Raw genomic sequence first — 13,470 nt, 5'->3', positions numbered from 1 at the left:
CGTACCCGGACAGGGTCAGCCCGGCCCGCCGTCGGGCTCCCGGGCCTCGCGTCTACGGCGTTCGGCGGCGCGGCGCTTGCCTTCGTGCATCGCGACCACCCGCGCGATCGGGATGCCGTGCCCCTGCTCGACCAGGCCGGGATCGAGGCGCTGCGGCAGCGGCATCAGCGTCGCCCACGGATCGCCGTCGCCGAGCAGGGACGGCACCGTACCGATGGTGTAGTCGGTCGGCACCGCCGCCTCCAGCGCCTCCCAGGTCAGTGGGAAAGAGACCGGCAGACCCGGCCGCAGCCGTGGGCTGTACGGGGCGACCACGGTCGCGCCGCCGGCCCGGGTCGAGTCGAGGAAGACCTTGCCGTCCCGCTGCTCGAGGATGAAAGCCGTCGTCGCCAGCGCCGGGTCCAGGCGTTCGGCTCGGGTCGCGATCGCCCGGGTCGCCGCGGCGACGTCGGCATGGTCGGCGTCACCCGCCAGCGGCACGAACACGTGCGCACCCTTGGCGCCGCTGGTCTTCACCGCCCCGGCCATGCCGCACGAGGTCAGCACCTCGCGGACCAGCAGGGCCGCCTGCGCCGCCAACCGGAACGCGCCGCCCGGCGGCGGGTCGAGGTCGAGGATCAGGTGCGTCGGGTACGCCCGTTCGCCGGCTGTCGTCAAAGTCGGATGGAACTCGACCGACCGCTGATTGGCGAACCAGAGCAGAGTCCGCCGGTCGTTACACAGACCGTAGGTCAGCATCCGCCGGGAACGGTCCGCCCACACCTCGGCGGTGGCAATCCAGTCCGGTGCGTACCCGGGCAGGTTTTTCTGCATGAACGGTGGCTGGCCGGGTCGGACCCGGACCACCGACAGCGGCCGGTCGCGCAGCGCGGGGACGATCCGGTCGTGCACCGCGTCGAGATAGTCGACGAGGTCGCGCTTTGTCGCACCGGCGCCGTCGAACAGCGGCTGATCGAGGTTGGTCAACGGCACCCCGGCCCGCTCCTCACCCGCCTTCGCACCTCGTGGCATCCGCCCATCGTTCCACGCCGATCACCAGTCGGGAATATTGTGCGGGTACCGGCCGGCCCGGCCGGTGCGGTTGGCCGCCGCGCCAACCTCGCCCGCTGGGGCCGCTTCGCCCACCGGCTCCGACTCGCGTCCGCTGCGGGCGTCAACGCATCAGCTGCAGTACCAGGACGACCACGCCGAGGGCGAAGAAGAGCGGGAAGTCGGGCGGCAGGATGCCGCCGAGGTTACGGTAGAAGCGCAGGATCAGCATCATGCCGAAGAAGGCCACTGTGTAGCCGGCGGCGATGGCGCCGATCCCCGGCCGCCAGATGCCGATCACCAGGCCGGCGGCGGCCAGAGTGTCGAGGACCGCGATCAGCAGGGTCAACGCCCGGCTGGGGCGGAACCCGAAGTGGTTCTGCAACGGCTGGATACCTGCCTCCATACCGATGTACATGGCGAGGCCGTGCAGGACGAACTCCATGATGAGCACGGCTGTGCAGATGATGACGATGATCCGCACGGACAGTCTCCAGTTGTTCGGGCGTGGCGTACCGCGGTGTTCCGAGGGGTGTCGCGGTGCCTTGGCGTGGTGTGTCGGGTCAGGTCGGCAGTCCGGCCAACTCGGCCAGGCGGGTCAGGGCCTGGTCGAACAGGGCTGCCCGGTCGTCGATGATGTTGTTGAAATGGCCGAACAGCTCCAGGTTGAGCATCCCGAACAGCCCGCTCCACGCGGCCAGCGCGGCGATGACGGACTCGTCGGGCACGGCTGGGAGCACGGCCGACCGCACTCGCTCGAGGTCACCGCCGAGCGACTCGGGCGTGGCCTGAGCGGTCGGCGGGGTACGCAGCACTCCGGCTCGGTGCGCGTCGCTGATGATCCGGCCGAGCACGACCTTGTCCCGCATCGCCGCCTGCAGAGTGGTCTCCGGGGCGTGGTAGCCGCGTACCGGTGATCCGTAGAGAAGTGCGTACTCGTGCGGGTGCTCGATCGCCCAGCTACGCAGCGCCTGCCCGACCGACCGCCACCGGCCCGCGAAGTCGTCGGCCGCCGCCTCCTCGTCGGCCTGCTCGACGGCGGTGCCGACGGAGTTGTAGCCGTCGGTGACCAGCGCGGTCAGCAGGTCGTCACGGCTCGGGAAGTAGCGGTAGACCGCTGAGGAGACCATGCCGAGATCCCGGGCGATCGCCCGCAGGGAGAGGTTTTCGGCACCCCGGTCGGCGAGCTGCGCCTTGGCGATCTCGACGATCTCGTCGGTCAGTTCCTTGCGGACGCGTTCCCGCAGCGCGCGTGCGGAAGCCAAGGCCTCTCCTCCTTCGAGCGGTCCCGTCGGCACCGGCACCGGCACCGGCACCGGCACCACCGCACCGATCGTGCAGGTCAGTACCGCCGAAGCTTACCCGACCGGGTACCACGAATTAGAGCATCGGTCGTACTCATGAGCAATAGTCTTTACGGAGAGCACCGCTCTTGTCAGCCTCATATCGAACCTCACCACCCTCGCAGGTCGGCATCAACCGCCGTTCCTGCCAGCTCTGCGGCACAGCCATCCCCGAATCCATCTCAGGTCGAGAGGAAGCCGTAGCCGGAGACCGCCGCCCGCACCTCGGCCAGCGCATCCCGCGCCACCTCGGCCATCTCGGTCACCGCCCGGTCCGGCGCCGAGTCCACCATCCGGGCGGCGAGATCGGCCTTGAGGGTCACCGCGGACAGCCGTTGGCCGAGGATGTCATGCAGGTCGCGGGCGATCCGGAGCCGTTCTCTGGCCACCGCCAACTGGGTCAGTTTCGGCCCGCGCCTGCAACAACTGCATCGAGGTGTCGATCTGGTTGTAGATCGCCACCTGCACGCCGCTGGTGATGGCGATCAGCAGATCAGGATCACGACCGAGTCGGCGCTGACCCGCAGCAGGCCCACCGCGATGGCCACGAAGACCACGGTGTGGCCGACCACCAGCGCCGGCCACCACCGCAACGGGCAGTTGATCAGCAGCATCACCAGGCTGAAGAAGGCCAGCCCGGACAGCCAGTCGTAGCGCAGCTGGGGCACCATCGCCAGGCCACAGATCAGGGTCAGGGCGACCGTCACCGGCGCACGGTTGGCGTGCAGTTGCGGAGTGTTGCGTGGCGGCCCGGGTCGGTCGTTGCGGCCGCCCGACGATGGTCAGCCGGACGGTGATCCGACCACCGACGTCGGTCGGACCGACGCTGGTCAGACGCGGACCCGGCGGTGCCACTCCACGTCGTACGCCAGCAGCCAGGAAGACGCCCCACCCCAGAAGTACCGGCGGTAGAGCGGCGCGAGAGCGACGTCGAGCCAGCCGCGGCCGGGCAGGCTACGGAACCGGCCGTACCGCGTGCCGGCGCGCAGCGCCCGCTCCGTCCGGGACCTGCGCATCGACTCGTACGTGGCCAGCGCCATCGGCACGTCGTCGACGTCACGCAGACAGCGGCCGAGCACCACGGCGTCCTCCAGGGCGAGCCCGGCGCCGAGCCCGTACCCGACGGGGTGGGCGGCGTCGCCGAGCACCACCATCCGGCCCCGTCGCCAGTGCGCCAACCGCTGCGGCAGATAGAGCGGCACGGGGCGGCCCAGCGTGGTGCACTGAGCGATCAGCGTGGCGCACGGGGTGTCGCCCTGGCCGTACTGCGCGGACAGCCGGCTCCGCCAGCCCTGCTCGCTGATGCCAGCCAACTCCGCCGGGTCGAGGTCGCCGGTCGGCACGAGCGCGTTCCACCAGACGGTGCCGTCCGGCTTGGCGGTGTACTGGAAGCAGCCCTGCCGGCTGACCACCAGATGCAACGTCCCGGCCACGATGCCCGGCAGCCGGGTCACCCCGTCGATTGCGCAGTGTCCGCCGTACTCGGGCGGTGGCGCCGCGTTGCTGATCACCCGGCGCACCCGCGAATGCGTCCCGTCGGCACCGACGAGAACGTCGCACTCCACCCGGGCCCCGTCGATGAACTGCGCGGTCACCCCACCGGTGCTGCTGGTGGCCCCGGCCAGTCAGCGGCCGGTGTGGACCTCCGCGCCGGCCCGGATCGCTTCGTCGCGCAGTACGGACACCAGGTCGCCACGCATGATCGACACGTTCATCGGCCGGTTGGCCAGGCGTCCGGCCCGGGACAGTCGACCCAGCAGCCGGCCTTCGCCGCTCCACAGACACAGCCGGTTCACCACGATCCCGCGTGCCTGTATCTGCTCCAGACAGCCGACCGAGTGCAGCGGCCCCGAGCGCGTTGGCGGTCAGGTTGAGAAAGCCCCCGGTCGTCCCGGCGGGATCGAGGTACGCCTCGTAGACGGAGGTTCCGACGCCGGAACGGGCAAATGCGACCGCAGTCAGCGAGCCGGCAAGACCGGCACCGACGATCGTGGCACGAAGTGTCATGAATTCACGCACCCAGAAGTCTGCCGCCAGGTACTGCAGCGCCCCTTGAGATGTGGCCGGCGACCGAGCCGGCCGCCACCATCGTCGCATCCGGCCCGGGGTACGCGTCCGACCCGATCTGGCGGTCCAGGGGTGTTCCTTGAAGTCGATCGGCCCGTCCGGCGCAGGGGGACGACGACCCGAGGATTGGCCAGGGTGGCGGTTGGGCAGGATCCTCGTACCGCACCGATCGGAGGTCGCCACGATGTCGACAGCGGGTACCACAGGGATCCAACCGGGCCAGGACGGGCCGGTGACTGAACGCCGGAGCCCGGGCGATCCGGACCGGCCGCCGGTGGGGCCGGACGAGGGGCCGGACCACCCGGCCCGGCTGTCTGCCTCGTCGCTGTGGGCAGCCGCTCGGCGTACGATCCGCGAGTTCACCGCCGACGCAGTGCCCGACCTGGCCGCCGGGCTCACCTACTACGGCGTACTGTCGATCTTTCCTGGCTTGTTGGTGCTGGTGGCGGTGCTCGGGCTGCTCGGCGGCGGCGCCACCGACGACGTCCAGGGCGTGATCGGCGGTCTCGCGCCCGGCGAGATCGGCGGCTTCCTCGACCAGTCGATTGCCCAGGTCCGGGAGAATTCCGACACGGCTGGCCTGGTGGCCGTCGTCGGTCTGCTCGCCGCGTTCTGGTCGGCGTCCAGCTACATCGGGGCCTTCATGCGGGCCGCCAACGCCATCTACGACGTGCCGGAGGGTCGCCCGATCTGGAAGACGTTGCCGATCCGGCTGGGCGTCACCGCCGTCATCGGGCTGATGCTGATTGCCAGCGCCCTGATCGTCGTCTTCACCGGGGAACTGGCCGCCCGGACCGGGGAACTGCTGGGTGTCGGACGGGAGGCGGTCGCCGCCTGGGACGTCGCCAAGTGGCCGGTGCTGGTGGTCCTGGTCAGTCTGATGTTCTCGATCCTGTACTGGGCCACGCCGAACGCCCGGCAGGGCGGGTTCCGGTGGGTGAGTCCGGGCAGCGTCCTGGCGGTGCTGCTCTGGCTGCTGGTCTCCGCCGGATTCGCGTTCTACGTCGCCAACTTCGGGTCGTACAACGAGACCTACGGCGCCATCGCCAGCGTGATCGTCTTCCTCGTCTGGTTGTGGCTGACCAACATCGCGATCCTGCTCGGCGGCGAGTTGGACGCCGAACTGGAGCGTGGCCGGGCGATCGCGGCCGGCCATCCGGACGACCGCGAGCCGTATCTCGAACTGCGGGACACCCGCAAACTGCCCGCCAACCGTCGACCGACAACCGCCGAGACTGACGGCTGACGGCTGACGGCTGACGGAAAATCAGGCCGCCGGCAGGTCCTCCCGAGAGGCCGCAGAGCGGACGTACGTCTCGACGTCGGGTTTGGTGACTCCCAGATCGGCCAGCGGGCCGGCCCCGGCGGCGTACTCCAGCAGGGCGAGCAGGATGTGGGCCGTCCCGACCATCCGGTCGTCGAACCGTAGCGCCTCGCGGAAAGTCAGCTCCAGCACCTTGCGCACCTGGGCGTCGAAAGGGACGAGCTCCGGCACGTGCTCGACCGCCGGCGGCAGGGCCGTCGCCGCCACCTGACGAATCCGGTCCAGGTCGCCCACCCGATCCGCCAGAACCCGGGCGGCGAGGCTGTCCAGGTCGGCCAGCAGGGCCAGGACGAGGTGCCCGGTGGTGATCTCGTCGTTGCCGGCCCGGCGGGCCTCGTGCTGGGCGGCGACCACCGCGTTGCGGGCCTGCGGAGTGAACCGGCTGAACCCCTGCTGCGGGTCGAGGTCGTTGGGTTCCTCCGGGGTCTTCGGTACGAACCGCTTCTGCGCGGCCTGTTTGCTGACCCCGATGCTGCGCCCGATCTCGGTCCACGACGCGCCGGACCGGCGGGCCTGATCGACGAAGTGACCGATCAGGTGATCGGCGAGTTCGCCGAGGTGGTCGCCGACGACGACGGCGTTGCTGAGCTGGGCGAGTCGGTCGTCACTGGCTTGTTTGATCCCGGCGATCAGGTCGTCGAGGCGGACCGGATTGCCGAGCGGCAGATATTCGGACATGCGTCAACCTTAAGTTGACGCGTGTCCGACGTCAACCCAAGGTTGACGTTTTCTCAGAGCCGTACCTGATTTGCCAGGTGCTCGTCGAGCATGGTGGTCAACCGGCCGGCCACCCCGCGCGCCTCGATGTGCAGCCGGGCGACGTTCAGCCCGTCGGCGCCGAGCACCGCGAGTAGCGCACTGTCGTTGATCGCGTACACCGAGAAGTAGCCCTTGTGACTGCGGACGGTGGACTCCCGGAACGGGCCCTGCCGCAGAGCGAGGCCGGTCTGCCGACCGAGCCCGAAGGTCGCCGCCGCGAGCGCCGCCAGGTCGTGCGGCTCTGTCCCGTCGGTCAGATCGTGCAGCAGCAACAGCCCGTCGACACCGGCGATCACCGAGCCGATCACGCCGGTGACGCCGTGTTTCAGTGAGGCAAGTTCAGCGGACGCCGGATCCGGAGGTGACGGAACGCTGCCGTTGGTCCCAGACATGACTGATCTCCGTTCGACGGTACGGGGCGGGGTCGTCATTCCACCCGGGCAGCGCACTCGCCGGGAAGGGCCGCCGAGCGCACCCGGCCGCCCGCCCCGGCGAGCAGACGAAAACTCCTACCGGCCCGGTCAGAGCTCGATCGAGGCTTCGAGCTGGCGCAGCTGGTGCCGGGCGAGGGCCAGGTTCGACCGGGACCGGCTCAGCGCCAGGTAGAAGAACAGGCCCTGACCGGACCGGGAGGAGACCGGACGGATCAGGTGGTACTGGGTGTCCAGCGTGATGAGAATGTCCTCGATGCCGTCAGCGATCTTCAGCATCTCCAGGGTACGCATCTTGGCTCGGACCACGTCCGTGTTGCCTGCCGCAGCCACCGCGAGATCCATCTCGGCCGAGCCACCGGCGGTGCCGAGTGTCATTCCGCTGGAATAGTCGACCAGCGCGGCACCGATGGCACCCTCGATGCTCATCGCGTCCTTGAGTGCCGTGTCGAGTGAAGCCATGCCCTGCCTCCGGGGTGATTTCAGGTGGGTCAACGCCCACCGGAGAGTTGCACGACGATGAGCCATGGTGCACGTCGCCGGGCGATAACTGGCTGAGCAGACTACCAATCCCGCGTCCGACGTCCACCGAAGCCACCGGCATGACCGATACCGCACAGGAGGCTGCCGCTGTCAACCCGACTGCGTCCGGACCAGGTGCGGTGCCCGTCGGATGGGTACGGTGCAGACATGGCGAAGACGGCAGACGGCAGCTACGTCAACCCCGGCGGTGAGTTCACCCGCGATCAGCGGTACATCGCGACCCGGATCACCGGCGACGGGCGCGATGGATATCCGGTAGAATCGCATCGATATCGGCTGGTGGTCAGCAGGGCATGTCCGTGGGCAAACCGGGCGATCATCGTCCGCCGGCTGCTCGGTCTGGAACAGGCCCTGTCGATGGGCGTGGCCGGGCCGACCCACGACAAGCGCAGCTGGACCTTTGACCTCGACCCGGACGGACGGGATCCAGTGCTCGGTGTCGAACGGCTGCAGGACGCCTACTTCGCCCGATTTCCCGGCTACGAGCGCGGCATCACCGTGCCGGCGTTGGTCGACGTGCCGACCGGGCAGGTGGTGACCAACGACTACGCCCAGATGACCCTCGACCTGTCCACCGAGTGGACCGCGTACCACCGCAGCGGCGCGCCGCAGCTCTACCCGGAGCCGCTACGCGCCGAGATCGACGAGGTCAACTCGGTGGTCTTCGCCGACGTGAACAACGGGGTCTACCGCTGCGGGTTCGCCGGTAGCCAGCACGCCTACGAAGCGGCGTACCGACGATTGTTCGACCGGCTCGACTGGCTCTCCACGCGACTGGAGAACCAGCGCTACCTGGTCGGCGACACCATCACCGAAGCCGACGTACGGCTGTTCACCACGCTGGTGCGCTTCGACCCCGTCTACCACGGACACTTCAAGTGCAACCGGCAGAAGCTGACCGAGATGCCGGTGCTCTGGGCGTACGCCCGGGATCTGTTCCAGACGCCGGGATTCGGGGACACCATCGACTTCGATCACATCAAACGGCATTACTACGAGGTCCACCGGGACATCAATCCGACCGGGGTGGTACCGGCCGGCCCGGACCTGGCCAACTGGCTGACCCCGCACGGACGCGAGCGGCTCGGCGGGCGCCCGTTCGGCACCGGCAGCCCGCCGGGGCCGCCACCGGCCGCCGAGCGCGTGCCGACCGGTCACACCCCGCTGAACTGAATCCGAACCCCGCTGAACTGAGACCGAACTTGCCAAAGACCGAACTGGCCGGAAACCGACGCAAAGGAGCGGCATTGATCATCATCGCCGGTGCACTGTACGTAGAGCCCGCCGGCCGGCCGGCATACCTGGCTGAATGCCAACCGGTGGTGCAGGCGGCCCGCGCCGCGAAGGGCTGCCGCGACTTCAGCCTCAGCGCCGACCTGGTCGAGCCGGACCGGATCAACGTCTACGAACGGTGGGAGTCCGAGGCGGAACTGCTCCGCTTCCGGGGCTCGGGGCCGTCGTCGGGGCAGACGGCGGCGATCCGCGACGCTCGGGTCGAGCGTTTCGAGGTGTCGTCCGTAGGCCCGCCGTGATGCTCTCCGTCGGTCGGCCGCGACCCAGCCGCAGCCGACCGACGGACCAGGTCACGACCGACCCGAGACGCCGGCCGTCGCCGGCTCCTCCACCCGCAGGCCGTGGGCACGCACCTCGTCGGCCACCCGGGCCAACGCGGAATCGATGGCGCAGAGGGCAACCGAGACCTCGCCGAGCTGAGCGCGCAGCGACTCCTCGGACCAGGCGGAGACGCTGACGCCCCGCAGAGCACTGACCGCGGCGTCGAGCCGCGCAATCACCTCGTTCGTACTCATGTTCGAAAGACTAGCGTACCGCCGGAAGCCCGCGCAGCTGAATCGCCGGATCCGCCACCGCCGCGAGCAGGAACGCCTCGGCCAGGCAGACCCGGGCGAACTCGCCCAGGTGCAGGCTCTCGTTCGGCCCGTGCGCGCCGGTGTACGGGTCCTCCACCCCGGTCACCAGGATCGCCGCGTCCGGAAACATCTCCTGGAACGTGGCGATGAACGGAATCGAACCGCCGACACCGACGTCCACCGGCGCCACGCCGTCCCACGCCGCCGCGAACGCCGCCCGGGCGGCGTCGAAGTACGGACCGGCCGCGTCGATCACGCAGGCGTCGCCGTCACTTTCCAGGCTCACCTCGACCCGCGCCCCCCACGGGGCCTGTGCCCGCAGGTGCGCGGTCAGCGCCGCGTACGCCGCCGACGGGTCGTCACCCGGGGCCAACCGCAGGCTCAGCTTGGCCCGCGCCGCCGGCACCAGGGCGTTCGGAGCGCCGTCGGTGGCCGGGGCGTCGATGCCGAGCACGGCCAGCGCCGGCTTGGTCCACAGCCGGTCGGTCAACGCTCCGGTGCCGGTGAACCGCACCCCGTCGACCATGCCGGCCTCGGCCCGCAACCGCTGCTCGGGCAGGTCGACGGCGGCGCCGGTCCGGCCGACCAGGCCCGGTACCGCCACATCCCCGGCCTCGTCGTGCAGGGTGGCCAGCAGCCGGCAGAGCGCGGTCAGCGCGTCCGGCACCGGACCGCCGAACATGCCACTGTGCACCGCCTGTTCGAGGGTACGGACCTCGACGAAACAGTTGACCAGACCACGCAGCGACGTGGTCAACGCCGGTACACCGATCTCCCAGTTCGCCGAGTCGGCGATCACGATCACGTCGGCGGCGAGCTCGTCGCGGTGGGCGTCGAGCAGTCGGGACAGCGACTCGCTGCCGTACTCCTCCTCCCCCTCGACGAAGAGCACCACACCGACCGGCAACGCGTCACCGAACGCCCGCAGCGCGGCGACGTGCGCCATGACTCCGGCCTTGTCGTCGGCGGCACCCCGCCCGTACAGCCGGCCGTCCCGCTCCACCGGCTCGAACGGGTCACTCGACCACAGCGCCGGATCACCAACCGGCTGCACGTCGTGGTGGGCATACAGCAGCACCGTCGGGGCACCGGGCGGCGCCGGCCGGCGGCCGAGCACCGCCGGCTGCCCGCCGGCCCGGACCACCTGCACGTCCAGCCCGCAGCCCCGGGCCAGCTCGGCGACCGCCGCAGCGGACCGCTCCACCTGGCTGTGGTCGAACCCGTCGAAGGCGATACCGGGGATGCGGATCAGCCGCTCCAGGTCGGCGCGAACTCCGGGCATCTCCCGGGCGATGGCGGACCGCAGGTCGGCGGCGGTGGGGATGGCAGTCGTCATCCGACGATGGTAGGGGCCGTCCGTTGCTCATCCGGCGACACGCCGGGACCTCGCCTCGCGGCGCCGCAAGCGGACGGGCACACTGGCGCGATGGACGGCACCGACAACCCCGAACCGTGCGACTGCCCCGGCTGCAGTGAGGAGACCGGCGACGTCATCGGCACCCTGCTGAGCGGCGCCGCCGCCCTGGTCGACGACGACGATCCGATCGCCGCCGAACTCACCGGGGCGATGTTCGTCGCGATGGTCGGCGACGAACCCGACCCCGACGGCGTTCGCCCACTCCGCGACGGGCTCATCCCGCAGCTCGCCGACCGAGGCGGTCCCGAGGCGGTGGCGCTGCTGACCGCGATCGCCGCAGTGTCCCCACCGCCCGCCGCCGAGGTGGCCAGAGTTGCGGCGACGACCCTCGCCGGGACCGGCGTACCGATGCCGAAGTGGGCCGACGAGGTCGCCGCCGAGGTGACGGTGGACGACTGCTGGCGGATCGACAGCCCCGACGGGACCGACTCGGTCTTCACCGTCGCCTTCCGGCGGGCCGGCCGTACCCACGCCATGATGGTGATCGTCGACCACGCTGACTGCTCGGCCGCCCAGGACATCCTGCTGCTGGACGGTGACCAGCTGCCGGCGGCCCTGGACGAACTGACCCGGGATCCGGGCACCACCCGGACCCGACTCGACCCGGCCGACCTGCGGTGGCACGTCGAGCAGGCGTTGGACGCCCGCAGCGTGCACGACGAGGCCGACGACGAACTCGACGACGAACCGGAACCCGACGACGACGAGGGGCCGCCGTACCCGGTGCTGGCCACCCTGCTGGACGCCCGACTGGCCACCATGCCGGAGTCGGACCGGCCGCCGGCCCCGCACCACGACGCCGGTCCCGACGACCTGGCGGACCTGCTCCCCGGCCTGCTGCACGGCGGTGCCTTCCCCGCGCAGCGCCGTCCCGGGCCGGTCCGGCCGGCACCGGCGCGCAAACTGCCGGCCAAACGGAAGAAGTCACAGGGACCGGCGCCGGTCTACCAGGTCGACGTGGTGCTGGCCGACAGCGAGCCACCCGTCCGGCGACAGCTGGAAGTCGTGGGTGACACTCCGTTGGAGGACCTGCACCACGTGATCCAGTCGGCGTTCGACTGGGACGACAGCCATCTGCACCTGTTCGAGACGCCGTACGGCGATTTCGCACCGCCGGGTGACCGGACCGGGCACCAGTCGGAGCGCAAGGTCACCCTGGAGCAGGTCGCCCCGGCCGTCGGCGACACGATCACCTACCGGTACGACTTCGGCGACGACTGGACCCACAAGGTCACCGTCGTGGCGGTCACCGACCGCGACCCGACGGCGGTCTACCCCCGGTGTACGGGTGGCGAGCGGGCCGCCCCGCCGGAGGACTGCGGCGGTGTCTGGGGCTACGCCCACCTGCTCGACGTGCTGGCCGACCCGTCCCATCCGGAGTACGCGGACCGACGCGACTGGCTCGGTCTCGACGACGGGCAGGCACCGCTGGACCCGGCGCGGTTCGATCCCGACGTGATCGAGCGGCGGCTGGCCGCGCTGCGCTGACCGGCTGCAGGTCACTCCGCCGGCCACCAGGGCCGGCCACCAGGTCGACCGCGCCGGACGCGCGTCGGACTCCGGGTCAGCTCCGCCGGCCACCGGGCCGGCCGGTGGAGCTGGCCGCGCCCATCCAGGACCGGGCGCGGCCAGCGGCACCGCTGGCCCACTCGCCGACGTCGGCCGCGCCGGAACCCAGCCGACGCAGCAGGCCGACCAACGGATCCTGGCTGCGGCCGAACTCCTCGCGGTACGCCTGCGCGGCGGCCTTGATCTCCTCGGTCACCGAAGCGGCCGGGTCGTCGGCACGGCGTGGGTAGTCACCGGCCAGCACCTGCGCGTACCCACCGGAGTCGATCCACTGCCGCAGTGCCGCGGCCCGCGCCACCGGCACCGGGTGGGTGCTCCAGGCGGTCATCCGGAACTTGTGCAGGCTGTCCCGCAGGTCACCGCCGCCGTCGTACTCGGCAGCCTGCTCCAGGAACGCGGCGGTGTCGATCTGGCTGAGGTCGCCGCCGCCGGCCAGCTTCATCAGCAGCCGCTGCGCCGCCGCCGGGTCCTGACCGGCGAGCAGCCCGGCACGGTCGCCGGACAGCTCCGCCTTGCGCCACCACTCCAGCATCGCGGCGATGATCGCCCGCAGCGCGATCGCGCCGACCGGCAGCCAGCTCAGGTTCGCCGCCCAGCGGGTCAGGATGGCGAGAATTGTCTGGTAGACGGCGTGACCACTGCGGACGTGCCCCAGCTCGTGGCCGAGCAGCGTCCGCAGCTCGGCGTCGTCGAGCTGCTGTACGCAGGCGGTGTTGACCACGATGAACGGTTTGTCCAGGCCGATGGCCTGGGCGCCGAGCACCGGGGACTGGGTCACGAACAGCTCCGGCAGCTCCGGCACGTCCAGCGCGGTCCCCGCCTCGGCGAGCAACCGGTGCACCCGGGGGTACTGGCGGTGGTCGACCCGGATCGCCGACGCCAGGTAGCTGAGCCGGAACGCCCGCTCGTTCCACATCCCGAAGAACGTCCGTACCACGTCGTCGAAGCCACGCAGCTCACGGAGCGCGGTCAGCGCGCCCCGGTCGGCCGGGTGCTCCCAGGCACGGGAGCTGATCCCGGTCAGCGTGATCCGCCGCCGGTCCGGGGTGGCGGCGTCCGGCGTGCCGCCGCTCGCCGCGGCCGTTGGCGTGGTGCCGTCGTCGTCTGCGGTCATGGCGGA

17 protein-coding genes are annotated in these 13,470 nt (G+C 70.7%); 4 read left to right on the top strand and 13 right to left on the bottom strand.

The genetic code is table 11. The annotated features are described in order from the left end of the window. Positions 1 to 15: 15 nt before the first annotated feature. From O7543_RS27165 to O7543_RS27135, 7 genes are all read right to left on the bottom strand, one after another. A complete protein-coding gene (locus O7543_RS27165; protein WP_281551258.1) occupies positions 16 to 1,011 on the bottom strand; it encodes an ATP-dependent DNA ligase in 996 nt (331 codons plus the stop codon). 142 nt (positions 1,012 to 1,153) lie between these two features. After that, entirely contained in the window at positions 1,154 to 1,513 is a 360-nt protein-coding gene (locus tag O7543_RS27160; protein ID WP_281551259.1) for a hypothetical protein, read from the bottom strand. A gap of 79 nt (positions 1,514 to 1,592) precedes the next feature. Next, positions 1,593 to 2,294 (bottom strand): TetR/AcrR family transcriptional regulator, encoded by a 702-nt coding sequence (locus O7543_RS27155; RefSeq protein WP_281551260.1) that lies wholly within the window; start codon positions 2,292 to 2,294, stop codon positions 1,593 to 1,595. Positions 2,295 to 2,554: 260 nt separating this feature from the next. Further along, on the bottom strand, positions 2,555 to 2,761 hold the full coding sequence (locus O7543_RS27150; RefSeq protein ID WP_281555681.1) for a histidine kinase: 207 nt from the start codon (positions 2,759 to 2,761) through the stop codon (positions 2,555 to 2,557). 96 nt (positions 2,762 to 2,857) lie between these two features. Then, the gene (locus O7543_RS27145; RefSeq protein ID WP_281551261.1) at positions 2,858 to 3,079 is read right to left on the bottom strand and encodes a hypothetical protein; all 222 of its coding nucleotides are present in this window, start codon (positions 3,077 to 3,079) and stop codon (positions 2,858 to 2,860) included. A 123-nt stretch (positions 3,080 to 3,202) separates the two neighbouring features. After that, positions 3,203 to 3,967, bottom strand: coding sequence for an FAD-dependent monooxygenase (locus O7543_RS27140; protein ID WP_281551262.1), 765 nt, complete (start codon positions 3,965 to 3,967; stop codon positions 3,203 to 3,205). Between the two features lie 30 nt (positions 3,968 to 3,997). Next, entirely contained in the window at positions 3,998 to 4,168 is a 171-nt protein-coding gene (locus O7543_RS27135) for a hypothetical protein (RefSeq protein ID WP_281551263.1), read from the bottom strand. A 503-nt stretch (positions 4,169 to 4,671) separates the two neighbouring features. Between O7543_RS27135 and O7543_RS27130 the strand changes: the two genes are divergently transcribed. Further along, a complete protein-coding gene (locus tag O7543_RS27130; RefSeq protein ID WP_281551264.1) occupies positions 4,672 to 5,685 on the top strand; it encodes a YihY/virulence factor BrkB family protein in 1,014 nt (337 codons plus the stop codon). Between the two features lie 21 nt (positions 5,686 to 5,706). Here O7543_RS27130 and O7543_RS27125 read toward each other — a convergent pair whose 3' ends face one another. From O7543_RS27125 to O7543_RS27115, 3 genes are all read right to left on the bottom strand, one after another. After that, positions 5,707 to 6,441 carry a Clp protease N-terminal domain-containing protein gene (locus tag O7543_RS27125; protein ID WP_281551265.1) on the bottom strand — a complete coding sequence of 245 codons (735 nt, stop codon included), beginning with the start codon at positions 6,439 to 6,441 and terminating at the stop codon, positions 5,707 to 5,709. 53 nt (positions 6,442 to 6,494) lie between these two features. After that, positions 6,495 to 6,914: a roadblock/LC7 domain-containing protein gene (locus O7543_RS27120; RefSeq protein WP_281551266.1), complete on the bottom strand. Its 420-nt coding sequence runs from the start codon at positions 6,912 to 6,914 to the stop codon at positions 6,495 to 6,497. Between the two features lie 129 nt (positions 6,915 to 7,043). Then, entirely contained in the window at positions 7,044 to 7,415 is a 372-nt protein-coding gene (locus O7543_RS27115) for a hypothetical protein (protein WP_281551267.1), read from the bottom strand. 228 nt (positions 7,416 to 7,643) lie between these two features. Here O7543_RS27115 and O7543_RS27110 point away from each other — a divergent pair, with 228 nt between their 5' ends. Together O7543_RS27110 and O7543_RS27105 are read left to right on the top strand one after the other, a co-directional pair. Continuing rightward, entirely contained in the window at positions 7,644 to 8,669 is a 1,026-nt protein-coding gene (locus O7543_RS27110; protein ID WP_281551268.1) for a glutathione S-transferase C-terminal domain-containing protein, read from the top strand. Between the two features lie 74 nt (positions 8,670 to 8,743). Then, entirely contained in the window at positions 8,744 to 9,028 is a 285-nt protein-coding gene (locus O7543_RS27105; RefSeq protein ID WP_281551269.1) for an antibiotic biosynthesis monooxygenase family protein, read from the top strand. A 51-nt stretch (positions 9,029 to 9,079) separates the two neighbouring features. On the opposite strand, the gene O7543_RS27100 is transcribed toward O7543_RS27105, so the two are convergent. Then, positions 9,080 to 9,304 carry a hypothetical protein gene (locus O7543_RS27100; RefSeq protein ID WP_281551270.1) on the bottom strand — a complete coding sequence of 75 codons (225 nt, stop codon included), beginning with the start codon at positions 9,302 to 9,304 and terminating at the stop codon, positions 9,080 to 9,082. 10 nt (positions 9,305 to 9,314) lie between these two features. Next, a complete protein-coding gene (locus O7543_RS27095) occupies positions 9,315 to 10,700 on the bottom strand; it encodes a dipeptidase (RefSeq protein ID WP_281551271.1) in 1,386 nt (461 codons plus the stop codon). 90 nt (positions 10,701 to 10,790) lie between these two features. Between O7543_RS27095 and O7543_RS27090 the strand changes: the two genes are divergently transcribed. Continuing rightward, positions 10,791 to 12,269 (top strand): plasmid pRiA4b ORF-3 family protein, encoded by a 1,479-nt coding sequence (locus O7543_RS27090; protein ID WP_281551272.1) that lies wholly within the window; start codon positions 10,791 to 10,793, stop codon positions 12,267 to 12,269. Positions 12,270 to 12,345: 76 nt separating this feature from the next. Here the strand turns inward: O7543_RS27090 and O7543_RS27085 are convergent, their stop codons facing one another. Next, positions 12,346 to 13,464, bottom strand: a complete 1,119-nt coding sequence (locus O7543_RS27085; protein ID WP_281551273.1) for a M48 family metallopeptidase — start codon at positions 13,462 to 13,464, stop codon at positions 12,346 to 12,348. Positions 13,465 to 13,470: the final 6 nt, after the last annotated feature.

Source organism: Solwaraspora sp. WMMA2080 (genome assembly GCF_027497395.1).
GTDB lineage: Bacteria > Actinomycetota > Actinomycetes > Mycobacteriales > Micromonosporaceae > Micromonospora_E.
This window is presented reverse-complemented; position numbering and strand designations above follow the sequence as displayed.